Source organism: Marinimicrobium sp., from assembly GCF_002695945.1.
GTDB classification, from domain to species: Bacteria; Pseudomonadota; Gammaproteobacteria; order Pseudomonadales; family Cellvibrionaceae; genus Marinimicrobium; species Marinimicrobium koreense.
Map to the genome: position 1 here is coordinate 1 of NZ_NZQP01000018.1, position 22,253 is coordinate 22,253.

At 59.4% G+C, this 22,253-nt stretch carries 18 protein-coding genes and 1 pseudogene; 10 read left to right on the plus strand and 9 right to left on the minus strand.

Annotated elements, in window-relative coordinates; genetic code table 11:
• Window positions 1-137 precede the first annotated feature (137 nt).
• Window positions 138-935, plus strand: a complete 798-nt coding sequence (gene cysE, locus CMG77_RS03075; protein ID WP_286805505.1) for a serine O-acetyltransferase — start codon at window positions 138-140, stop codon at window positions 933-935.
• Here the strand turns inward: cysE and CMG77_RS03080 are convergent, their stop codons facing one another.
• Window positions 936-1,184, minus strand: a complete 249-nt coding sequence (locus CMG77_RS03080) for a hypothetical protein (protein WP_286805487.1) — start codon at window positions 1,182-1,184, stop codon at window positions 936-938. It abuts the gene before it with no gap.
• Window positions 1,185-1,379: 195 nt separating this feature from the next.
• On the opposite strand from CMG77_RS03080, the gene CMG77_RS03085 reads away from it, so the two are divergent.
• Window positions 1,380-2,102, plus strand: a complete 723-nt coding sequence (locus tag CMG77_RS03085; protein ID WP_286805489.1) for a hypothetical protein — start codon at window positions 1,380-1,382, stop codon at window positions 2,100-2,102.
• Here CMG77_RS03085 and ppa read toward each other — a convergent pair.
• Window positions 2,099-2,632, minus strand: a complete 534-nt coding sequence (gene ppa / locus CMG77_RS03090) for an inorganic diphosphatase (protein WP_024460900.1) — start codon at window positions 2,630-2,632, stop codon at window positions 2,099-2,101. The genes CMG77_RS03085 and ppa overlap by 4 nt on opposite strands.
• 72 nt (window positions 2,633-2,704) lie before the next feature.
• A complete protein-coding gene (locus tag CMG77_RS03095; RefSeq protein WP_286805490.1) occupies window positions 2,705-3,538 on the minus strand; it encodes an FHA domain-containing protein in 834 nt (277 codons plus the stop codon).
• Window positions 3,539-4,079: 541 nt separating this feature from the next.
• Here CMG77_RS03095 and CMG77_RS03100 point away from each other — a divergent pair.
• Window positions 4,080-6,251, plus strand: coding sequence for an efflux RND transporter permease subunit (locus CMG77_RS03100; protein ID WP_502691737.1), 2,172 nt, complete (start codon window positions 4,080-4,082; stop codon window positions 6,249-6,251).
• 49 nt (window positions 6,252-6,300) lie between these two features.
• Here CMG77_RS03100 and CMG77_RS16085 read toward each other — a convergent pair.
• The 5 genes and pseudogenes from CMG77_RS16085 to leuS form a co-directional block, all read right to left on the minus strand.
• A pseudogene (locus CMG77_RS16085) lies at window positions 6,301-7,941 on the minus strand (family 15 carbohydrate-binding domain-containing protein).
• A 326-nt stretch (window positions 7,942-8,267) separates the two neighbouring features.
• Window positions 8,268-9,968, minus strand: a complete 1,701-nt coding sequence (locus CMG77_RS03110; protein WP_286903597.1) for a family 15 carbohydrate-binding domain-containing protein — start codon at window positions 9,966-9,968, stop codon at window positions 8,268-8,270.
• Between the two features lie 287 nt (window positions 9,969-10,255).
• Complete coding sequence (gene holA / locus CMG77_RS03115; protein ID WP_502691736.1) at window positions 10,256-11,365, minus strand: DNA polymerase III subunit delta; 1,110 nt, start codon at window positions 11,363-11,365, stop codon at window positions 10,256-10,258.
• The gene (locus CMG77_RS03120; protein ID WP_123637976.1) at window positions 11,286-11,852 is read right to left on the minus strand and encodes an LPS-assembly lipoprotein LptE; all 567 of its coding nucleotides are present in this window, start codon (window positions 11,850-11,852) and stop codon (window positions 11,286-11,288) included. The genes holA and CMG77_RS03120 overlap by 80 nt, the downstream gene beginning before the upstream one ends.
• Window positions 11,853-11,909: 57 nt before the next feature.
• Window positions 11,910-14,372, minus strand: a complete 2,463-nt coding sequence (gene leuS, locus CMG77_RS03125; RefSeq protein ID WP_286903599.1) for a leucine--tRNA ligase — start codon at window positions 14,370-14,372, stop codon at window positions 11,910-11,912.
• A 155-nt stretch (window positions 14,373-14,527) separates the two neighbouring features.
• Here leuS and CMG77_RS03130 point away from each other — a divergent pair, with 155 nt between their 5' ends.
• The 7 genes from CMG77_RS03130 (at window position 14,528) to CMG77_RS03160 (ending at window position 20,632) form a co-directional block, all read left to right on the plus strand.
• Entirely contained in the window at window positions 14,528-15,442 is a 915-nt protein-coding gene (locus tag CMG77_RS03130; RefSeq protein ID WP_286903600.1) for an alpha/beta hydrolase, read from the plus strand.
• A gap of 216 nt (window positions 15,443-15,658) precedes the next feature.
• A complete protein-coding gene (locus tag CMG77_RS03135; protein ID WP_286903601.1) occupies window positions 15,659-16,432 on the plus strand; it encodes a rhamnogalacturonan acetylesterase in 774 nt (257 codons plus the stop codon).
• Between the two features lie 334 nt (window positions 16,433-16,766).
• Window positions 16,767-17,078 (plus strand): 50S ribosomal protein L21, encoded by a 312-nt coding sequence (rplU, locus tag CMG77_RS03140; protein ID WP_024460890.1) that lies wholly within the window; start codon window positions 16,767-16,769, stop codon window positions 17,076-17,078.
• Between the two features lie 14 nt (window positions 17,079-17,092).
• Window positions 17,093-17,350, plus strand: a complete 258-nt coding sequence (gene rpmA / locus CMG77_RS03145) for a 50S ribosomal protein L27 (RefSeq protein ID WP_024460889.1) — start codon at window positions 17,093-17,095, stop codon at window positions 17,348-17,350.
• Between the two features lie 479 nt (window positions 17,351-17,829).
• Window positions 17,830-19,023 (plus strand): Obg family GTPase CgtA, encoded by a 1,194-nt coding sequence (gene cgtA, locus CMG77_RS03150; RefSeq protein ID WP_286876465.1) that lies wholly within the window; start codon window positions 17,830-17,832, stop codon window positions 19,021-19,023.
• A gap of 16 nt (window positions 19,024-19,039) precedes the next feature.
• Window positions 19,040-20,167, plus strand: a complete 1,128-nt coding sequence (proB, locus tag CMG77_RS03155) for a glutamate 5-kinase (protein WP_286805623.1) — start codon at window positions 19,040-19,042, stop codon at window positions 20,165-20,167.
• Between the two features lie 3 nt (window positions 20,168-20,170).
• Window positions 20,171-20,632, plus strand: a complete 462-nt coding sequence (locus tag CMG77_RS03160; RefSeq protein ID WP_286805621.1) for a DUF4442 domain-containing protein — start codon at window positions 20,171-20,173, stop codon at window positions 20,630-20,632.
• A gap of 15 nt (window positions 20,633-20,647) precedes the next feature.
• Here the strand turns inward: CMG77_RS03160 and CMG77_RS03165 are convergent, their stop codons facing one another.
• On the minus strand, window positions 20,648-22,123 hold the full coding sequence (locus CMG77_RS03165) for a Ycf46 family AAA ATPase (RefSeq protein ID WP_286805619.1): 1,476 nt from the start codon (window positions 22,121-22,123) through the stop codon (window positions 20,648-20,650).
• Window positions 22,124-22,253 lie beyond the last annotated feature (130 nt).

A 22,253-nucleotide genomic window follows, 5' to 3' on the forward strand; every position in this document is an offset into this window, starting at 1 on the left:
GTCCTGCTGTGTATTGGGGGGTTTATGAAGCAGCCTGAATTCCTGATGCGGTTTCGCGCGCGCTTTGTGCCTGTGCGACAATAGGATGTCGTGACAACAGACCGGATACGGCGAACTCAGGAGAATACACTTTGCCTTTGACCCAGCTCACCGATGAACTCTGGCACTCCATTCGGCGAGAAGCCCAGGCGGCTTCCGAGGAAGAGCCGGCGCTGGCGAGTTTTTATCACGCCACCCTGCTCAATCACGACAGTTTTGCCAGTGCCATGAGCTTCCACCTGGCCAATAAACTTGACAGTCAGGCGGTCCCGGCGATGATGATCCGGGAAGTGTTTGAGGCAGCGATGGCCGAATCGCCTGAGATCGAAGCGGCCATGCGCGCCGATATTTATGCGCACTGTGAGCGAGACCCGGCTTGCGAGAAATACTCCACGCCCTTTCTGTTTTTCAAGGGGTTTCATGCACTTCAGTCCTATCGATTCGCTCACCACCTCTGGCTGAAGGGGCGACGGGGCTTGGCGCTGTATCTACAGAATCAGATCTCTGAGGCGTTTGGCGTGGATATCCATCCGGGTGCCCGCATCGGCAGCGGCATTATGATTGATCACGCCACTGGGGTAGTCATTGGAGAAACGGCCGTCATTGGCAATGATGTCTCCATGTTGCACTCGGTCACCTTGGGCGGTGCCGGTCGGCTCAGTGGCGATCGGCATCCCAAAGTGGGGCGGGGTGTGCTCATCAGTACCGGGGCCAAAATTCTCGGAAATATCGACATCGGCGAATGTGCAAAAATCGGCGCCGGCAGCGTGGTACTGCATCCGGTGCCGCCCCACACCACCGTTGCGGGTGTACCGGCACGGGTGGTGGGACATCCTAAAGGGGACGTGCCTGCCAGGGATATGGATCAGGAACTGAACGGGGCGGGTTCGGACTGACTATAGAGCACGGGCACGCGGTGCCTGGTGCCGGAGCTCCCCATCCTGCAACCATTTGAGAACGGATTGGCGGCTTTCCAGCATCGTCCGATAGGTTTCAATCACCGGCCGGTTGGGGCGCGATTGAGCCTCCAGGGCGGCAATGCGGTCGCTGAGGAAAGCAATGTCCTGCTCCACCTTGCGCCGAACCTCGTTCGCCTGTTTCAACTGGCCGTGAGACACCAGTTGCGGACGTGAATAGGCGTTCATAAGCTACCCTCCAAGGTTGTCCGAATCAAAATCCGGACCTTCAGTATTGGCCGAATATTGATCAGCCGCCAGCATTATCAGAGACTGTTTTGTCACTAAAGAAGGGGGTTTATATTGCGGGTGAGCATAGGGCTGATTAAGATCGGGGTATGACAATCCCTGTATCATCGTAGTTTTCACCTTATGGAGCCTGGCATGGCGGATGAGCGGTTCGATCTGATCTTTAGGGGGGACATTGTCCTCGGGCAGCCGCTGGCAACGGTCAAGGAGCGTCTGCAGCAGTTGTTCAAAGCCGACGCGGCGACCATTGAGCGGCTGTTCACCGGCCGACCGGTAGCGGTCAAGCGCCGACTGGACCGGGCCACGGCGCAGAAGTACCAGCAGGTCCTGCAAAAAGCCGGAGCCCTGGTTGAGCTCATGCCAGCCCGGAACGAGGCGGAGGCTGGCAGACCGTCTAGCCGCCCCCAGCGTCCGGCGTCATCAGGCCTCAGCCTTGCCCCGGTGGGGCCTCTTCTGAAGCCCTCCGAGCGACCACGTTTGACGCCGGTGTCGGTGGATATCAGTGGGCTCAGCCTCCGCCCGGCACAGGGACTACTGTTGGATGCCAGCGAGAGAGCCTCGGCCGAGGTGAAGGAGGTACCGATACCGACGTTTGAACTGGCCGAGCCCGGAGAGGATTTGCTTCCGGAGCATGAACGGGCCGATCTGCCGCTGATGGCGGTGGAGCCGGATGATTGGGGCCTGGCAGACGTCGGTGCCGAACTGCTGCAGGCTGACGAGCGGGCGCCGGAGCCGCCACCAGTGGCGGCGCCCGACTTTGAGGTGGCGCCGGTGGGTTCCGATATGGGAGAGCTGAAACGAGATCGGGCGCCTGTGGCGCCCGATCTCAGTGGTCTGCGACTGGAAGGAGAGGGTTAGCCCTCCTTCTTGTACAGTTCCACAGAGTCCAGAATTTCCTGACGAGCCGCTTCGGCGTTGGCCCAGCCATCAATCTTGACCCACTTGCCTTTTTCCAGATCCTTGTAGTGCTCAAAGAAGTGGCTGATCTGATTCAGGGTCAGCTCGGGCAGATCTTGAGCTTCTTTCACCTGGCTGTAGATCGGCGTGACCTTGTCGATCGGCACGGCCAGGACCTTCGCGTCTTCCCCGGATTCGTCGGTCATTTTGAGCACGCCAATCGGGCGGCAGCGAATGACCGAGCCGGCGGGCAGGGCGTGGGGGAATACCACCAGCACATCCACCGGATCGCCATCGCCGCACAGGGTGTGGGGCACGTAGCCGTAGTTACAGGGGTAGTGCATGGAGGTGCCCAGCAGGCGGTCCACGAAAATCGCGCCGCTGTCCTTATCCACTTCGTACTTGATGGGCTCGCCGTTCATCGGAATTTCGATGATGACGTTGATGTCGTCGGGCAGGTTTTTGCCGGAAGCTACCTTGTCAAAGCTCATGGGTTGATGATCCTACTGGTTCAATGAATGAAAAAGCGGCGGGATTTTACCACAGTTCCCCGAAGGACCCACTCACACCCAGTAGAAACCGCCAATCAGGAGCATGGCCGCCGCCAGAACCACCAGCCAGAGCCACAGCTCCTGACGGCGCTCCTGATAGGTGGGTTCCTGCCGGTTCCCCGGTGAGGTGGGGCGGGTTTTCCAACGGCGGGGCTTGTCGTCCAGGGGCTTCTTCGGGCGTGGCTCCGGGGGGCGATTGACCGTGCTTGTGGCCCGCAGGCGGGTGCGCTCCCGGTCCCCGGACGGGCTGACCACCTTGAATGTGTAGACATCGAGGCGCAACTGATCGCCGCCGTGGGCCAGCGCGTCGGTGACGGGCCGGTCATTGAGGTAGGTGCCGTTCACCGATCCCAGGTCCTTGATGCGCAGGCTGCCGCCCTGAACCCTCAGTTCGACGTGGCGGCGGGACAAGTGGGTGCCTGGGATGACGACATCGCACTGATTGGAGCGTCCGAGCACCACCGTGCCCTCACTGGGGATTTCATAACTCTGTCCGGCCAGCCAGCTGCCGCTGGCGACCAGACGCCAGGGGTCGGCGGGGTTGGTTCCGGGGTCAGGCGCGTCGGTGGGGGGCAGAACGTCGAAGGCGACCGGGCCCAGGCGGATCTCGTCGCCGGGCAGAATCTCTTTCTGGGTAATGCGCTGGCCATTGACGAAGCAGCCGCTGGGGCTGTTGTTGTCCTTGAGGAAGATTTTGTCGGCGGTGGCAATGAGCCGGGCCTGGAGTGGAGCAATGCCATCATCCGGCAGAATCAGGTGGTTATTGCTGTCGCTTCCAATACTGTACAGTTTTTCCGCCACCCAGAAGGCGGGTTGTCGCTGATCCTTGAACTGGAGCTTGAGCATAACCTCTTCCATCTCGAGCGAATGCGGTCAATGCCCGATTATATCGGGTGTTTTCCTGACTTTACCATAACCCGGTTGGCAAATCCGGCCCGAGAACGTAAAGGAATGTTGTCCTGTGCACCGCTTGCCCCGGTGGTTTCGGGTACACTGTCACCCCCTGGCCCTCAATGGATTTTAAGGTTCACCTATGCTGAAAATGCTTGATGTCCTGTACCGGACGACGGTTCTGCGCCACCCCGGCATTGCCCTGGCGACTGTGGTCCTGCTGGCCGCTGTGGCGGCGGCGGGCTTGCCCAACCTTAAGCTGGATGCGTCGGCGGATTCGCTGACCCTCGAAAATGATCGGTCGATCGATTATTTTCGGGAGATCAACCAGCGCTACCAGAGTGGCGANTTCCTGGTNGTGACCTACAGCCCCGAAGCCGAGATGTTTTCCGATGAGTCNATCGANACGCTCAAGGCCCTNCGGGATGANNTGGCCGAGGTGGACGGCGTGGCCAGTATCAACTCGATTCTGGATGTGCCCCTGCTCTACAGCCCGATGCGCCCGCTGTCCGAGCAGCAGGAGTCGACACGGACGCTGTTGACCGANGGCGTAGACCGGGAAGCGGCCAAAGAAGAGTTTCTGACCAGCCCCATCTACCGCGACACGCTGCTNAGTGACGANCTGGAAACCACGGCTATCCAGTTGAACCTCGAGGTAAACAATCGCTACCTCAACCTGGCTCGAAAGCGCGATGCCCTGCGGGCGAAGGCTTCTCAGGGTGAACTCGANGAAGGGGAAGCNCAAGAGCTNGAGGCGGTGAGCGAGGAGTTTCGGGCCTATCGCACCGAGCTGACCGAGCGGGATCACGCCCGGGTGGAAGAGGTNCGGGATATTCTCAGTCGCTACGAAGACCGGGCCGAGNTGTTTCTGGGNGGCGTGAGCATGATCACNGCGGACATGATCGCCTTTATCAAGAGCGANNTGGTGGTGTTTGGCAGNGCNATTNTGGTGTTCATCATTGCCATGCTGGCCATCATCTTCCGGCAGTGGCGCTTTGTGATTCTACCCTTGTCGACCTGTGTGCTCTCTGTGGTCTTGATGTTGGGCTGGCTCAGTTGGATCGACTGGCGCATGACGGTCATCTCTTCCAACTTTGTCGCCCTGCTGCTGATCATGACCCTGGCACTGACCATTCATCTGATNGTGCGTTTTCGAGAGCTACACCGACAGTCGCCCGAGGCGCCCAAGGACGAGCTGGTGCTCACCACCGTGCGCTTTATGGCACGGCCCTGTCTGTATACNGCCCTGACCACCATTGTGGCCTTNGTCTCNCTGGTGGTCAGNGATATTCGNCCGGTGATCGANTTCGGCTGGATGATGACCATCGGTCTGAGTGTGGCATTCGTGCTGGCGTTCGTGNTGATTCCGGCCGGACTGATGCTATGGCGTAAAGGGGAGCCCAAAGACAAGGGCGANCAGTCCGGGGCNTTCACTCTGATCTTCTCCCGGTTTGCCGAGCGCCACGGGGCGCTGGTGATTTTTATTGCCCTGACCGCCGCACTGGTCAGCGCCTATGGCAGCACACGCCTGGAGGTGGAAAACCGGTTTATNGATTACTTCCATGAAGATACCGAGATCTACCAGGGCATGTCGGTTATCGACAAGCAGCTGGGCGGTACCATCAATCTGGACATTATTCTTACCAAGAGTCCGGAGGAAGAAGCCGCTGGAGAGGACGATCCGTTCGCCGAACCGGAGCAGGAGNCCGACCCNTTTGCGACGCCNNAGAGCGACGACCCGTTTGCCACNGAAGGCGANCAGGGAGAGGCCAGCAACGACAGNGTCTGGTTTACCCGNGCCGGACTGGAGCAGNTTCAGTCGCTGCACNANTACCTGGAATCGCTNCCGGAAATCGGCAAGGTGAATTCCCTGGCCATCGCCTATGAAGTGGCTTCCGANATCAACGGCGGGCGGCTCAANAATTTTGAGTTGGGGGTGATGCGCAATGCCCTGCCGGACAACATCAAACAGGTGCTGATTGAGCCTTACCTNTCGGATGAGCACAACGAGGCCCGTATNTCTCTGCGGGTCCAGGAAACCAGCCCGGAACTCAAACGCACNGANCTGGTGGAGAAAATNCGNACGCATGCGGTGCAGGAGCTGGGCTTTGANGAAGANAANATNCGCTTTACCGGCATGCTGGTGNTGTANAACAACATGTTGCAGAGNCTGTTCAGCTCCCAGATTGTGACCCTGGGGGCGGTCTTCATAGGCATCATGGTGATGTTCCTGGTGCTGTTCCACTCGCTGACCATTGCCATCATCGCCATCCTGCCCAATATGTTGGCGGCGGNGGTNGTGCTTGGNGGCATGGGGCTGGCGGGTATACCGCTGGACATGATGACCATCACCATCGCNGCCATTACGGTGGGCGTCGGTGTCGACCATGCNATTCATTACCTGTANCGCTTCCGCAATGAGTTTTCGCNGCGGAAGAATTACGTGGACTCCATGCACGCTTCCCANGGATCCATCGGCCGCGCCATGTANTACACGGCGGTGATCATCATCGTCGGGTTTTCGATACTGGCGCTGTCGGAGTTTATCCCGTCCATCTATTTCGGGTTGCTCACNGCGNTGGCNATGTTTGCGGCNATACTGGGGTCTCTGACGCTGCTGCCCAAGTTGATCTTGATGACCAAGCCGTTTGGAAAGGAAGGGGAGTAATATCAGTAACAAAAAAACCCGGCCTGAGCCGGGTTTTTTCTGGGAGGTTTTACTCCGCGAGGTTAATGGTCACGCTGCTGATCGTTACCGTGCCCGCGCCGCCGCCGTTGGTTTGAACGCCGACTTGCGCGGTTTGGCCATCCGGAATGGTTGGCGCATTGTCATTTTCCAGTGTTGCAGGAATGGTGCAAGTAAACGTCTGCTCTCCCAACGCCAAATCGCCGTTGCCAATCCAGCAGAAGTGGTAGTCCCAGCTTGCATAATCTTTCAACTGAAAGAAAGGCTGCAAGTTGGCGCCGCTGTCGATAAACGCCTGATCAACTTCATAGGTAAACACGATGTCCGCGCCAGCATAGTCTGCAGGGCCTGCAGGGTCGAATACCATCTGATCGCTTGCCGCTTCTGGTTGATAGCTGACGCCAGCTTCGCTATAGCTGACCGTTAAGTCACCGCTTGCACGCCAACCGCTAGTCATGTCTACAGTGATTCCGGAGTTGGTTTCTTCACCATTACCTTCCGGAAGGTCGATCTCTACTTGTTTGATGAGCGCGACATCGGCTTCACCACCAGTGATGGGACCGACCAGCTGTACGCCGATGCGCATGGCATTTTCTAGCTCTCCGGCTTCGTAGGTGATCAGGTTGTCGCCGGCGACCAGGCCAGTGGTTGTAATGCTGCCAAATACCTGATTAAAGGGATCAGCGTTCTGCTGGATATAAGGCTGTACACCAATACCACCTTCGACCTGAGCTTCGGTCAGGGTAACTATCATGCGCACAGTGGCGTTGCTGATTACGTTGGTGGTTATGCCCATGGCTTTNGGACGGTTACCGCCCTCATCGGCGTTGTCCCAATCAGGGGTGATCACCAGCGCNCCGGNATCCGCGTCGTGGCTGACCGCTGAACCGGCGCTGCCGTCNTTGNTCCAGCCCTGNNCATCGCTGTCAAAGGTAAAGCTTTCATCACCGGTGGCCAGAGGCTCNAGNGTNACGGGCATGACCGGTTTTTCCTCNACGGTAATCGCCTCGGAGGAAATGATGGCATCATCGATATGNAGGGTGTCATNCAGNTCNAGNAANCCNTCNGCGCTCTGGATCTGAACGCCCATCCGGTTGATNGCGGTNAGNTCAAANCCNTCNTTGGCAAAGCCAAANNCNTCNAGNGCGATGNTNTCNAGNTAGANNNTNTTCCANCCGGCGGTNGTNGTNGTGTACCCGATGTAACCTTTACGGTCNGANGCATCCTGGAAGAATACCTGGGCGATCATGCCGGAATGNCTCNCGGGNACAAAGAGGTTCAGGTGGGCAAATCCGCCACTCAGGTCAGCGATTTCCGGATCAATCGGCGTGGACACNTCNATCTCGTCGNCNGCCGTAAGCCAGTCNGGCGTTACGTCCATNGCCTGNGCGTCAGCGTTNTANGCGAGNGTNGNNGTGGCGTTGCATTCGGCNCTNACACACACGGCNTCCCAGGAGTCGATGTCGGTTTCAGCATCGAAGGTNACGCTNACCCAGGGTTCTACCGGAGGCTCTTCTTCCGGCTCCTCTTCCTCTTCTGNCTCTTCATCTTCGCCAGCATTNAGGTCTTCCGGTGGGTTGAGAACGATACGGCTCTGATCGTCTTGATCGTCGCCGCCGCAAGCGGAAAGTGCAAACACTGCACACAGTGCAATCATGAATTTCTGTAACATCGTGTTGTTCCTCTATCGTTATTGTAAATGGTGAGAGGCTTGATGACTGTCGGGGCCAGGGGCCACTCACAGAGCCAGATAGCGACGTGACCCGGCGCTGAAAACGCTGGCCACTCCCAGGCTGGTTCACTAAACATAGCACACAAATGTTCTAAAAGACTATAAGTCGTCTCAATAATTTTTTGCTATTTAGANGCCACTTTTTATAAGGCTAAATTCGCTTTATACGGGAAGGTCGGTATTGCGGGCGGGAGTACTCAAAAACAAAAAAACCCGACTCTGAGCCAGAGCCGGGTTTTTTATTTACTTCAGGTGTTGCCGGTCTTTTATTCGACCGTAATGGCACGCAGCAGAATCGGTTCTGCTTCCGCTTCCCGGGTTTCAAGTCCGGCGCCCTGCAGCTTCAGTCCCACGCGTTGCGCGGTAGGCTCAGTGGGCACTCCGGTCATGACCCGCTCGAACCGGTACCAGCCATCACCCAGATCTTCGGCCGCGGCGACGGCGATGTTGCTGCCATAGTTGCCGGTGTAGCTGCCGCTGTTCTGCTGGATGAAAATCTGCAGTGCCAGGCCCGGGTTCTCGGTGGTGTAGTAGTCGCCGAGGTAGAGTTCTACACCCACGGTCGCGCCTTCAAGATCTGGCAGCTCCCCTTCGCCCGCGACGTACATGACGGTGCGCTCGCCTTCGCTGTACTGCTCGTCTGGATCGGTCACTTGCCAGTTGGGGGCGATACTCAGTGCGCCCTGACCTGCATCGAAGGAAAGCTCAGCTGCGCCGGCGAGGCCTTGCCAGTTGTCGACATCCCAAGTTCCGGCATCAATGGCTTCCTGAGTCGGTGTGATGGTAAACGGACCCGAGTCGCCGCTGCTGGAAACAATGTTGATCTGCATGCTGTTGATGGTGACGCGACCAGCGACTTCGTTTTTCACCTGCAGGCCGACACGGATGTTCTGGCCTTCTTCAGCGACAAACGCTTCGTTTTCGGTAGCACAGGTCACTTCATAGGGTTCNCCTGCGGTCAGTGAGCCGTTGCCCACGTAGCAGCCGAATTCGCCGGTATAGCTGCCGAAATTCTGCTGAATGATGGGCTGGACATCGGCACCAGAGTCTTTGAACGCCTGGTCGACGGTAAAGGTCATGTCGAAGCTGCGACCGACGAGGTCCACCGGACCTTCCAGCAGATAAACCAGCTTCTGATCGGCTGCGGTCGGCTCGTAGTAAACGCCGCCTTCGCCGTCACGCTGAACGGTCACTTCGCCGGGCGCGTCCATCACGGTCCATGCTTCGTCATCCGCCTCAACGATCAGCGGGCCGGTTCCGGAAGCCGGAGTGACGGTCACGTTGTCCAACCAGAGCTGGCCGACGACATCGGTGGGTTTGCCNTTGGCGGCAAAGGCGACACCGAATTCGTTGACGTTGCGCAGCTCAAAGCCGTCGGAGTGGGTGAGGAAGGTGCCATAGTCTACCGACTCGTTGCCTTCATCGTCGGTNACGGTNTCGCCGGTNCCGGCCATCATTTCCCACATTTCGATGCGGTTCCAGCCAGCCTCGACCTCNAAGGCNCGGCTGTAGGCGGTGCCGCCAGCGGCGTTGCCCAGAACCAGGTGCGCCGCCAGGTTGCCATCGCTGACATAGGCGTCGGTGACAAAGACCCAGGCGCTGATGTGTGAGCCTTCCAGGTCATTGACTTCATCAATGGGGCTGAAAACTTCCAACTGGTCTTCATCGCTGGCCCAAGCGGGCTCAATGGCNAGGACTTCCTCGGACTCATTCCAGCTCAGCTCGGCAGTGGCGTTGCAGGTTTCAACGCAACGGCTGGCCCAGCCNTCGGCCTGTGCAGCTTCGTTAAACGGAACAAATGTCAGGATCCGAGGNTCAGCAGGCTCCTCGGGTTCTTCTGGCTCTTCCGGTTCTTCGGGATTGTCGGGGTTCTGGTNAGGCAGAGTNTCCGGCCCCAGATCAAGGTCCCCGCCACAGGCGGAGAGCACAAAAATTGTGCAGAGCGCGATGAGCAGTTTTTGTAACATATCTAAACCCTCTATTATTCTAGTCTTTAGCGTAAGTTGACCGAACTCGGCTGGCTTGCCGCCATCTTTCTTGCGGTCTTNCCCCNNGGCCCGGCGGGGTATGTTGGGGCCAAAAGCCCTCGGAGAGACTGCATGAGCGATAACATAGCACACAAATGTTCTAACTGACCATAAGTCGCGTAAAATTTTATGGTCATAATGACGATATTGTTATGCCAAAACCGCTGACAACGCCATAAGAGATGTGAAAAAAGGCGGGGAGGCCCCGGCGGNCAGGGGCTGGAAGGTTATAACTTGAGCGACAGTCGCTCGTTGGCCGGCTGCAGGNTCTGCACTCCGGCGAGGTTAAGCGTCAGGTCCAGCAGCTCGGCCCAGGGGTCGGCCTGACGCATCCCCTTGATGGCCCGGTCGATGCCGTTGGCTTTGCGCAGGAGTTGTTGNAGNTGNCCCGGNGAGAGNCGNCGCAGGGCGGANTGTACNAGNGGTTGGCGTNTATTCCAGATGCCGGCGGCCTGGGCNGCCCGNTCNNACGGAATGCCNTGNGAGGCGGCCTGGGAAATCTGGACCAGCGCGCGTAGGTCCCGGGCCAGNGCCCAGAGTAGGGCAATGGGCTCNGTACCTTCCACTTTCAGCCCCTGGAGCGATTTTACGGCCCCGCGGGCGTCNCCNTGNAGGGCCTTGTCCACCANNCCGAAGACGTCNTAGCGGGCGCTGTCGGCGACCACCGAGGCCATGAGTTCGGTACTGATTTCCGGNCTGTCGGTCAGGAGTTTGAGTTTTTCGACCTCCTGGGCGGCCGCCAGCAGGTTCCCTTCGACGCGGGAGGCCAACAGGTCGATGGCTGCCGAGTCGGCGGTGAGGCCNGCAGCTTTCATCCGCTGGGCGATCCAGCGGGGCAGTTGGGCGGGGGTNACCGGCCAGACCTGCACGTGGCTGCCGCTGTCNTCCAGGGCCTTGAGCCACTTGGCTTTCAGCGCGTTGCGATCCAGTTTGCCGGTGACCACCAGCAGGAGATTGTCTTCCGACGGCGCCTTGGCGTACTCCTGCAGCACTTTGCCTCCCTTGTCGCCGGGTTTGCCNGTNGGCAGGCGGACTTCCAGAATCTTCCGGTCGGCGANCAGCGACAGGCTGTTGGCGGCGCTGAGCAGCTGAGTCCAGTCAAAACTGGCGTCGGCATGATAGAGCTCCCGTTCCCCGAACCCCTGGGAGCGGGCGGCGGCGCGAATCTGGTCACAGGCTTCCTGGACGAGCAGGGGCTCATCACCACTGACCANATAAATGGGNGCNAGGCTTTTATTCAGAGCCTGACCGAGTTGTTCAGGGCGTAGTTTCGCCATTGGGGGTCTCATCCGGAGCGTCGGGTGCGTCGGAAACCAGTCCCTCGGCTTGTGCCGCATTGATCGCGGCCTGCAGTTGGCGGAGTATCTGCTGAGCCAACTCGGTGCGCATCTCCCGGGTCAGCAGCACTTCTTCCTGGGCGCTGCTGCCGGCGCTGCCGGAGCTGGCGTTGTAGGAGCGGGTCACGCTGCTGACCAAGCGGGTGGCGATGGGGATGCCGCGCTGGTCCAGCACGTCAAACTCGGCCCTCAGGGTGAGCTCGTAGGCGCTGGCCAAGGCATCGCTACCAACGGCGGCGACCCGCTTGTCCACCAGCTCCCGATTGACCCGCAAGGTATACCGGGCCTCGGTCGGTGAGTCGGTGAGCCGGATATCATCCGCCGACAACCGGTTGCGCAACTCGACCATGAGCGCGCCATAATCGTCCGGGCTGGTCAGGTGCAGGGTGTCTGTCAGGCTGGAGAGGGCGACGGAGCCGCGCAATTGCCAGCCACAGGCGCCGGTCAGCAGTATCAAAACAGCAATCATCATTGAGCGGACAGACATTGAGGCCCCCTTGGCACTCGCGATCGCGCTGGGCGGGAAACTCCCGCCCGGCAGGACTCAGTTGGCGACGATATTGACCAGTTTGTTGGGTACGACAATCACCTTGCGTACCGTCACCCCGTCGAGAAAGCGCTGAACATTGGGCAGGGTTTTGGCTTGCTGCTCGATGTCGTCTTTGGGGGCGTCAACCGGCGCCTGCATCTTGTCCCGTACCTTGCCGTTGACCTGAACCACGATTTCAATGCTCGAGCGGGTCAGGGCGGACTCATCCAGCGCGGGCCAGCGGGCGTCCAGCGGAATATCCTGGTGCCCCAGTGCCGACCACAGCGCCTGGGTGATGTGGGGCACGATGGGGGCGAGCAGCAGGACCGAGGCTTCCAGTGCCTCGCGCTCCACCGCGAGCCCCTCCGGGGTTGCCCGATCGGCCCGCTTGCCCACTTCGTTCATCAGCTCCATCACCGCCGCAATGGCGGTGTTGAAGGTCTGGCGACGGCCGTAGTCATCGCTGACCTTGGCGATGGTTTCGTGGGTTTTGCGGCGCAGATCTTTCTGGCTGTCCGGCAGGGTGTCGGCATTCAGGTCGCCCGGCTCACCAGCCTGCAGGTGGGCGTGCACGGTTTTCCAGAGCCGGCGCAGGAACCGGTGGGCACCCTCCACACCGGAGTCGCTCCACTCCATGCTCTGCTCCGGCGGAGCGGCAAACATGGAGAACAGACGCACGGTGTCGGCGCCGTATTGTTCAATCAATTCGCCCGGGTCCACGGTGTTGCCTTTGGACTTGCTCATTTTGGCGCCGTCTTTGAGCACCATGCCCTGGCAGAGCAGGCGGTCGAACGGCTCGTCGCAACTGACCAGGGCCTCATCGCGCATCAGCTTGTGGAAGAAGCGGGCGTACAGCAGGTGCAGGATGGCGTGCTCGATGCCGCCCACATACTGGTCCACGGGCAACCAGTAGGCGGTGGCTTCCGGGTCCAGCATCCCTTTGTCGTACTGCGGGCAGGTATAGCGGGCGTAGTACCAAGACGATTCCATAAAGGTGTCAAAGGTGTCGGTCTCCTTTTCCACTGCCTGGCCGTCGAGTTCCGCCTTACGCCATTCGGGGTCGGCCTTGATCGGCGACTGGACGCCGTCCATGACCACCTCTTCGGGCAGCAATACCGGCAGTTTGTCCGCTGGCACCGGGATTTCGCCGCCGTCGGGCAGGTTGTACATCGGGATGGGTGCACCCCAGTAGCGCTGACGGGAGACCCCCCAGTCGCGCAAGCGGTAATTCTCGGTGACTTTGCCTTGACCGGCGGCTTTCAGGGCCTGGGCGATCACCTCAAAGGCCGCATCAAAATCCAGACCATCGTATTCGCCGGAGTTGACCAGCACGCCTTTTTCGGTAAAGGCCTCCTGGCTGATATCACAGGGCTCATCGCCTTTCGGTGCGATCACCTGTTTGATCGGCAGATCGTACTTATGGGCAAACTCGAAATCCCGCTGGTCGTGGGCGGGCACCGCCATGACAGCGCCGGAACCGTAGTCCATCAGCACATAGTTGGCGATCCAGACCGGAACCGGCTCGCCGGTAATCGGGTGCTTGGCCTTGATGCCGGTATCCATGCCTTTCTTTTCCATGTTGGCCATATCGGCCTCGGACACGGACTGCTTTTTACAGGCCTCGATAAAGGTCGCCAGTTCCGGGTTGTTTTCCGCCAACGCCAGGCTGATCGGGTGTTCAGCGGCAAGGCTGACGTAGGTGACGCCCATCAGGGTATCGGGACGCGTGGTGTAAACATCAAAGCTCTGGTGCTTCGCCACCGGTTCGACCAGCTCAAAGCGCATTTCCACGCCCCGGCTCTTGCCGATCCAGTTGCGCTGCATGGTTTTGACCTGATCCGGCCAGTGGGGCAGCTTGTCCAGGTCGGCCAGCAGCTGATCGGCGTAGTCGGTGATCTTGATGAACCACTGGGCCAGCTCCCGGCGTTCCACCTGGGTGCCGCAGCGCCAGCAGCAGCCTTCCTCTACCTGTTCATTGGCCAGTACGGTCTGGTCTTCCGGGCACCAGTTCACCGCCGAGTTCTTTTTGTACACCAGCCCTTTTTCGTACAGGCGGGTAAAGAACCACTGCTCCCAGCGGTAGTAGTCGGGTTTGCAAGTGGTTACTTCGCGGGACCAGTCAAAGCCGAACCCCAGCTCCTTGAGCTGCTGGCGCATGGCGTCGGTGTTGGCGTAGGTCCATTTTGCGGGCGCGGTGTGGTGCTTGATGGCGGCGTTTTCCGCCGGCAGACCGAATGCGTCCCAACCCATCGGGTGNAGCACGTTCTTACCCTGCATCCGCTGATAGCGAGCGATCACATCGGAGATGGTGTAGTTGCGCACATGGCCCATGTGCAGCTTGCCGCTGGGGTAGGGGAACNTGGACAGGCAGTAGAACTTTTCGCGGCTGCGATCTTCCACGACCTTGAAGGTCTGATGCTCGTCCCAGTAACTCTGGGCCTGGGTTTCGACATGCGCGGGATGATATTGCTCTTCCATCGGGGTGTTGGGCCTGTTNCGGTCTGCGAAATGGTAAAAGGCGCAATTATAGAGCCTTGGGGGCGATAAAGCGAAGGGCCGCGGACGCCGTTTGATTATGGTAAGCTCNGGTCGCCTATAAACAGAACAATTGCCCCACAACAGAGGGAGTTTNCATGAGAGAGAGTCTTAGGTTTTNTACTGTCCTGAGCGTGCTGCTGTGCCTGCCCCTTGTGGCTCAGGCCCAGAGTGAGCGCCCACAATCTCCGTTCCGGATCTGGTCCGAGCAGGCGCCCGTCGAGCCGGACCGTGAGCATATTCGCAATGACCGTGTCGTGGCGGTCGATAACCCCAGNATCACNCCNTTNTGGCCGGAAAAGCCGAANGGCGCGGCCGTCGTGATTTTTCCGGGCGGTGGCTATAAGTGGCTGGCGTNTGAAAAAGAGGGCGTCAAGGCGGCGCGCTGGCTGAATGAGCTAGGGGTGGCTGCCTTTGTGGTCAANTACCGCCTNGANGACTACGGCCACCCGGCACCGCTGCTGGACGGCCTGAGGGCNGTTCGGTATGTGCGGGTGCATGCCGCCACCTGGGGGNTGGACCCGGANCGCATTGGCGTACTGGGCTTTTCGGCCGGAGGNCATCTNGCGGGCAGCGTGGCGCTNCGCTCAGGGTTTACCCACGANAGTCTGAAGGACGACCCCTGGGGGCGNGTCAGNGCNCGGCCGGATTTCGCNATGCTGCTNTACCCNGTGGCGACCATGGAGGACCCCTATACNCATAAGGGATCCCGNCAGGCGNTGCTGGGGGAAGAGCCGAGTGCGCAGGATCGCGCTGAACACTCTCTGGAAAATCAAGTCAAACCGGGAGCNCCGCCCCTGTTTCTGGTGCACGGCAACGGCGATCAGAGTGTACCGGTGGCCAACAGCCTGCAGCTCTATCAAGCGGCGCNGCCCCACAGCCCGGCCTCGGAACTGCACATTTACCAGACCGATCGCCACGGTTTTGGCCTGGAGCCCAATGAGGGCACNGCNTCNAATTGGCCCCGCGCCGCCGAGGATTGGCTGCGGCTGAACGAAGTGTTGGGCGAGTAGGTAGACTGTAACGGCGGATGCGCTTCGCTCCGATACGTCGGACCGAATCCGCCCTGCACAACGTATGGGTGTTACATTGACGTCGGTTACGGCGGATGCGCTTCGCTTATCCGCCCTACGCAACCTCCGAGCCACCCGTAGGGCGGATAAGGGCGCAGCCCGCATCCGCCGCAACCCAACTCTAAAAGCACCATAAATANAGAGAGAACCAGANCAATGACATCAACCTCNTTTTTACACAGCCTCACCCCCTTACTGGCCGCCGCNGCCCTCCTGGTTGGCTGCGCCACCCAGNCCCCCGTCGAAGAGGCGACCAAGCCCACCCTGTTCCTGGTCGGCGACTCCACCATGGCGGACCAGCCGAAAGAAAAATACCCGGAAACCGGCTGGGGCCAAGCGCTGCCGGAATATCTGACCGACNACATNGAAGTGGAAAACCACGCCAAAAACGGACGCAGCACCAAGAGTTTTATCGACGAGGGGCGCTGGGAGGCCGTCATGGAGCGGCTTCAGGCGGGGGATTTCGTGGTGATNGGCTTCGGCCATAACGACCAGAAAGACTACGATGAAACCCGCTACGCCGCCCCNTGGACGGACTATCGGNCCAACCTGGAGCGGATGGTCGATGACGTATTGGCCCGGGGCGCNAAGCCCATCCTGGTNACCTCCATTTACCGCCGGGCATTCACCGATGACGGGCAGCCCGAAGCCACCNTGGGTGACTACCCGGAGGTGACCCGCGCCGTCGCCAGCGAGCGGGGCGTGCCTNTGGTGGATCTGAATGTCATGACCCGCCAGCTGCTGCTGGATGCCGGCGTAGNGGGGTCAGCCAACATCTATATGCAGATTNCGGCAGGCGAGTACGCCAACCTGCCCGATGGCAAAGACGACAATACCCACCTGCAGCGCCGGGGCGCCCGACAGGTCGCGGAGCTTTTCGTCCAGGGCGTCCGCCGTCAATCCTTGCTTCTAGCCGACTACATTCGCTGATTTTCGCCCGGCCCGAGGGGCCGGAGTAGGTCGGATTAGCGCGCAGCGCGTAATCCGACAGCAGCGCCGACTGGTGTGTAGACCCTGAGAGTGTCGGATTACGCTGCGCTCCGAAGCTTCGGACCGATCCGACCTACCTGGACTGCTCCGCCTCAGATCGGGCGAGATGGTGGCTCCAGCTCAATTTAGATGGGGCAGAGGCCATAACCCTATTGCTATCGGTCGCCACTTCGCATACAATCGCCGCCCTTGAAAAACCGAACCAACGACGCAAGCCCCGGAAAGCGCCCTGTTCGCTGCTTCGTGTCGTCCAAACTGAGTATTTGGAGCAACTATGTACGCAATTTTTGAAAGTGGTGGCAAACAGCACCGCGTCGTGGAAGGGGAAACCCTCAAGCTGGAAAAAATCGAAGTCGCCACCGGTGAAACTGTGGAATTCGACAAGGTTTATCTGGTTGCCAATGGCGACGACGTTAAAGTGGGCGCTCCCGTCGTAGACGGCGCCAAAGTGACCGCCGAAGTGGTCAGCCACGGTCGTGGCGAAAAGGTGCGGATCATCAAGTTCCGTCGCCGTAAGCACTCCATGAAGCGTCAGGGCCACCGTCAGTGGTTCACTGAAGTGAAAATCACTGGAATCAAAGGTTAAGAGGAGTTTAGACAATGGCTCACAAAAAAGCAGGCGGTAGTACGCGCAACGGGCGCGATTCCGAAAGTAAACGCCTTGGCGTTAAAGTATACGGTGGCCAGGCCATCCCCGCCGGCGGCATCATCGTTCGCCAGCGCGGCACTCAATTTCACCCCGGTGTGAATGTGGGTATTGGTAAGGACCACACCCTGTTCGCCAAGGCCGAAGGCCGGGTGAAGTTTGAAACCAAAGGTGAGAAAAACCGTAAGTTCGTCAGCGTCGAAGTCGCTTAAGACGTCCTTAAATACGGTTGTCGCCCTCGGGCGAACACACCTCGGAAAGCCCTGTCGAACTATCGATGGGGCTTTTTTGTTATAAGTTGTCGGATGGACTTGCGTCGAGTTGGGAGGGGGCCTTGAAGGGGAACACCCTTTCGAGACACGCCGTGAATACATCCCTGTAGGCTCGCATCGCGGGTCCCCCGCTCCACGGTCTCGAAAGGGTGTTCCCCTTCAAGGCCTTTACCTTCGGAGCAAGCTGCTACTTAAGTTGGTTGAAGTCGCTTTTTTAAGGCCAATTTGAGCGAACAAGCTGGAATTTGGCACTTAGGGTCGATGCTGGGTATGGTCTTCCAAGACCGTAGAGCGGGGGACCCGCGATCCGAGCCCCCATGGATGGGTTTACGGCGTGTCTTGGAAGACCATACCCAGCAGCGGCCCGGCCGCAATAGTGGCACCCTTAAAGTTAGATCAACCCTGTCGGGAGTAAGAAAGTGAAATTTGTAGATGAAGCGCCCATTCACGTCGAAGCGGGCAAAGGCGGCAACGGTTGCCTCAGCTTCCGACGGGAAAAATTTATTGCCAAAGGTGGCCCCGATGGTGGCGATGGTGGCGACGGCGGGAGTGTGTACCTGGTGGCTGACGAAGCCCTCAACACCCTCATCGACTATCGGTTCCAGCCCCGCTACCGCGCCCAAAATGGCGAAAAAGGTGGGAGTAAAAACTGCACCGGCAGCAAAGGCGAAGACCTGCTGTTGCCGGTACCCGTCGGCACCACCGTCATCGATAGCGACACCGGCGAACAGCTTGGCGACCTGACCGAAATCGGCCAGAAGCTCAAAGTCGCCCAGGGCGGCTTTCACGGGCTGGGGAACACCCGGTTCAAATCCAGCGTCAACCGCGCGCCCCGGCAGACCAGCCATGGTACCGAAGGCGAAATGCGCAACCTCAAGCTGGAACTGAAAGTATTGGCCGACATCGGTTTGCTCGGGCTGCCCAATGCCGGCAAATCCAGCTTCATTCGCGCCATCAGCTCCGCCAAACCGAAAGTGGCCGACTACCCCTTTACCACCCTGGTGCCCAACCTCGGTGTGGTCAAAGTACAGAAACATCGCAGCTTTGTCGTGGCCGACATTCCGGGGTTGATTGAGGGCGCCGCCGATGGCGCCGGTCTTGGGATTCGCTTTCTCAAGCACCTCACCCGCTGCCGGGTGTTGTTGCATATCGTCGACATGGCGCCGCTGGACGACTCTGATCCGGTCCAGCAGGTGCGCACCATTGCCAACGAGCTGGAGAGTTTCAGCCCGACCCTGGCCACGCGGGAGCGCTGGTTGTTGTTGAATAAAATCGACCTGCTGCCGGAGGATGAAGCCGACGCGCGCTGCCAGGCCCTGGTGGACAAGCTCGGTTGGGAAGGGCCGGTGTTCCGTATCTCGGCGCTGCAACGGCAGGGCACAGAGCCCCTGTGCGGCGAGCTGATGACGCATCTGGAAAACATCTGGGAAACCGAATCCGAAAATGAAGAGGCCCGCGAGCGCGAGGCGCAATTCCAGGCAGATATGGCTGCGGAAGTGCGCGAACGTGTCGAGGAGCTTCGTTTGCGTCGCCGTGCGGCACGTAAGGGTGACGACGATGATGACGACTTCGATGATGACGATTATGATGTCGAAGTAGAATACGTACGTTAAACGGAACCCTTTCAACATGGCAGACAGAAGTTCGGTAACCACCACTCAGCGCTGGGTCGTTAAAATTGGCAGTTCCCTGCTGACCAACGATGGCCGAGGGCTCGATGTCCGCGCGATTAACGACTGGGTGGCGCAAATGGCCGAACTGCGTCATGCCGGTGTCGAGATTGTATTGGTTTCTTCCGGCGCGGTGGCCGCCGGCCTGACCCGGCTCGGCTGGACGCGTCGCCCGACCGCGGTGCATCAGCTGCAGGCCGCTGCGGCGGTCGGCCAGATGGTGCTGGTGCAGACCTACGAAAGCGCCTTCCAGCAATACGGTCTGCACACCGCTCAGGTGCTGCTCGACCACGATGACCTCTCGTCCCGCCAGCGCTACCTGAATGCCCGCTCCACGTTGCGCACGCTGCTCGATCTGGGCGTGTTGCCCGTCGTGAATGAAAACGACACCGTGGTCACCGATGAAATCCGGTTTGGTGATAATGACACCTTGGGTGCGTTGGTGGTCAACCTGATTGAAGCGGATCTACTGGTCATTCTGACGGACCAGTCCGGCATGTACGACAGCGATCCGCGCTCCAACCCCGACGCGAAGCTGCTGCCGGAATTGTCCGCGAATGATCCGACCCTGGAAGCCATGGCCGGCGGAGGCGGTGCCCTCGGGCGCGGCGGTATGTTGACCAAAGTTAGGGCGGCGCGGGTCGCCGCTCGCTCGGGTGCCGATACCCTGATCCTCGGCGGACGCACCGAGCGGGCGCTGCTGCGTGCCCGGGCGGGCGAACCGCTGGGAACGCTGCTGCACGCCGGGCAGGAACCACAGGCGGCGCGTAAGCGCTGGATCGCCGGTCAGTTGCAGACCCGTGGCACCCTGGTTTTGGATGAGGGGGCGGTCAAGATTCTGCGGGAGAAAGGTCGCAGCCTGCTGCCGGTGGGCGTCAAATCAATCCGGGGGGCTTTTACCCGGGGCGATATGGTGGTGTGTGTCGGACCCGATGGGACGGAAGTTGCCCGGGGTCTGGTCAATTATTCCGCTGATGAGGCGCGCAAGATTCTCGGTCGACCCAGTGGCGATATTCTGGCTTTACTGGGTTACAAGGACGACGATGAACTGATTCACCGGGATAACCTGGTACTCACGGAAGGGTAGGCTATGAACTGGAAATGGGCCCGTCGGCTGGTAAATTTCTGGCCACCGTTGTTTTTTGCCGGTATCAAAGCGACGTTTATCAGTGAAGATTTTCGGCGTATCGAAGTGGTTTTAAAGCGCCGCTTCCACACCCGCAATATGGTGGGTACCCAGTTTGGTGGCAGCCTGTTTGCCATGACCGATCCCTGGTACATGATGATGCTGACCTACAACTTGGGGCGGGATTATTTTGTCTGGGACAAAAGCGCCCATATTGATTTTATTGCCCCGGGGCGTACAGCCGTCAAGGCGGAGTTCTCGCTGGATGATGCCACCCTTGAACGAATTCGAGAGCACACCGCTGACGGAAAAAAGTACCTGCCCAATTTTGCCGTCGATATTGTCGATGAGCACGGGCATTTGGTGGCGCGAGTGCATCGAACGATTTACGTCCGGGCCAAGCCACATAGGCGCCCTGGCTCCTGACTCCCCGTCGGGTAATCAGGCGGGGATGGTGCGCTCCGCCGCCCACGCCCACAACTGCTTCAGCGGCTCTGCCATCACCACCGAGAGTGGGCTGGTGTTGCCTATCTCCCTCAGAATGCACTCGGTACGAATCCCGTCTCGCCCCTCGCTGTAGCGCGCAGCGACAATGGCCTGCTCAATCTCGGCACCGCTAAAACCGTCGCTCGCTTCACTCAACAGTGCCAGGTCAAACTGCTCGGGGTTCAAATCCCGCTTGCGTAGGTGAATGTCAAAAATTGCCCGGCGCACGTCGGCATCGGGTAGATCGACAAAAAAGATCTCGTCGACCCGACCTTTGCGAATCAGCTCCGGTGGCAGCTTGCTGATATCGTTGCTGGTGGCGGTGAAAAAGACCGAGTTTTTGCGCTCCGCCATCCAGGTGAGCAGGGTGCCGAGCATCCGTCGTGAGGTGCCGTCGTCACTGTTGCCCTGTGCCAGGCCCTTTTCGATTTCATCCAGCCAGAGAACGCAGGGCGCCATGGCATCCGCCATCGCCAAAGCTTCGCGCAGGTTGCGTTCGGTTTCACCGTGGTACTTGTTGTACAGAGCGCCAATGTCCAGGCGCAGCAACGGCAGGTTCCAGGTGCCGGCCACGGCCTTTGCGGCCAGGCTTTTGCCGCCACCCTGGACCCCGAGCAACAGGATGCCCCGGGGTTGTTCTATTCCCGGGTCCCGGCTGTGAAAGGCCTTGCCGCGAGCCTCCAGCCAGCGCTTTAGGTTGTGTAATCCCGCCACCTGGGAGAAGTCGGCTGTCTCGTACTCGTAACTCATGACCCCGCCCATATCCAGCAGGGAAAACTTGGCTTTATTGACCGCCGGCAGATCCTCTTCGGTGATGGCGCCGTCCTGCCATATGGCCACCCGCACCAATCGTCGTACATCGCTGGCGCTCAATCCCTGGAGGTTGGCCATCAGTCGGCGCAGGGTATTGTTGTCGGTTTTGATGCGCTTCTGACCGTTCTGCTCGGCGTAGTGACGCGCCTCTTCCCGGATGATCGCCAGAATGCGTTCGTCCGTGGGCAGAGACAGTTGGAAGGAGGCGCTGTAGCGGCTGATTTCCGGCGGCAGCGTCAGCCGGTGACTCAGCAACACGATGGCATGGGGTGTCTGCTCGTGTTTAAGCGCAATGTCCTTGAGAAGACGCACAGTATGGGGTTGATCGTTCAGGTAGGGGTGCAAATCGCACAGCAGATAAATTCCCGGCGTATCCTGTGCCTTGATGTGCTCCAGCACTTCGGCCGGCTCCTGATGTTCACGCCCTTTGGGAACCAATTGGGGGCCGAAACCCATCGTGGTCAATCCGTCGGTCACCGACCAGCGATACAGCGGCCGCGCTTTATCCCGCGCGACCCGCTGGAGTAAGTTGATGGCCTTGTTTTCTTCATGAGTCTCAATGACCACCAGCGGGACTTTGGAGTCCAGCATCAGCGACAGATCGTGTGCGTCTTGCATCTTATTGATGTTCCTTAACTGAAAAGTGACGCTGAAACGATAGGAAGCGGCGTCTCGCTTGTCAATAGGCGAAGAGGGGTAACGGCGGATGCGCTTCGCCCCGATGCATCGGACCGATCCATCTTATGTG

Excerpts from the sequence above, each read along its gene's own strand:
- proB (WP_286805623.1), top strand. The coding sequence starts at position 19,040 with ATGGCAGACAGAAGTTCGGTAACCACCACTCAGCGCTGGGTCGTTAAA.
- rpmA (WP_024460889.1), top strand. The coding sequence starts at position 17,093 with ATGGCTCACAAAAAAGCAGGCGGTAGTACGCGCAACGGGCGCGATTCC.
- rplU (WP_024460890.1), top strand. The coding sequence starts at position 16,767 with ATGTACGCAATTTTTGAAAGTGGTGGCAAACAGCACCGCGTCGTGGAA.
- CMG77_RS03085 (WP_286805489.1), top strand. The coding sequence starts at position 1,380 with ATGGCGGATGAGCGGTTCGATCTGATCTTTAGGGGGGACATTGTCCTC.
- CMG77_RS03095 (WP_286805490.1), bottom strand. The coding sequence starts at position 3,538 with ATGCTCAAGCTCCAGTTCAAGGATCAGCGACAACCCGCCTTCTGGGTG.
- CMG77_RS03160 (WP_286805621.1), top strand. The coding sequence starts at position 20,171 with ATGAACTGGAAATGGGCCCGTCGGCTGGTAAATTTCTGGCCACCGTTG.
- ppa (WP_024460900.1), bottom strand. The coding sequence starts at position 2,632 with ATGAGCTTTGACAAGGTAGCTTCCGGCAAAAACCTGCCCGACGACATC.
- CMG77_RS03120 (WP_123637976.1), bottom strand. The coding sequence starts at position 11,852 with ATGTCTGTCCGCTCAATGATGATTGCTGTTTTGATACTGCTGACCGGC.
- CMG77_RS03080 (WP_286805487.1), bottom strand. The coding sequence starts at position 1,184 with ATGAACGCCTATTCACGTCCGCAACTGGTGTCTCACGGCCAGTTGAAA.
- CMG77_RS03165 (WP_286805619.1), bottom strand. The coding sequence starts at position 22,123 with ATGCAAGACGCACACGATCTGTCGCTGATGCTGGACTCCAAAGTCCCG.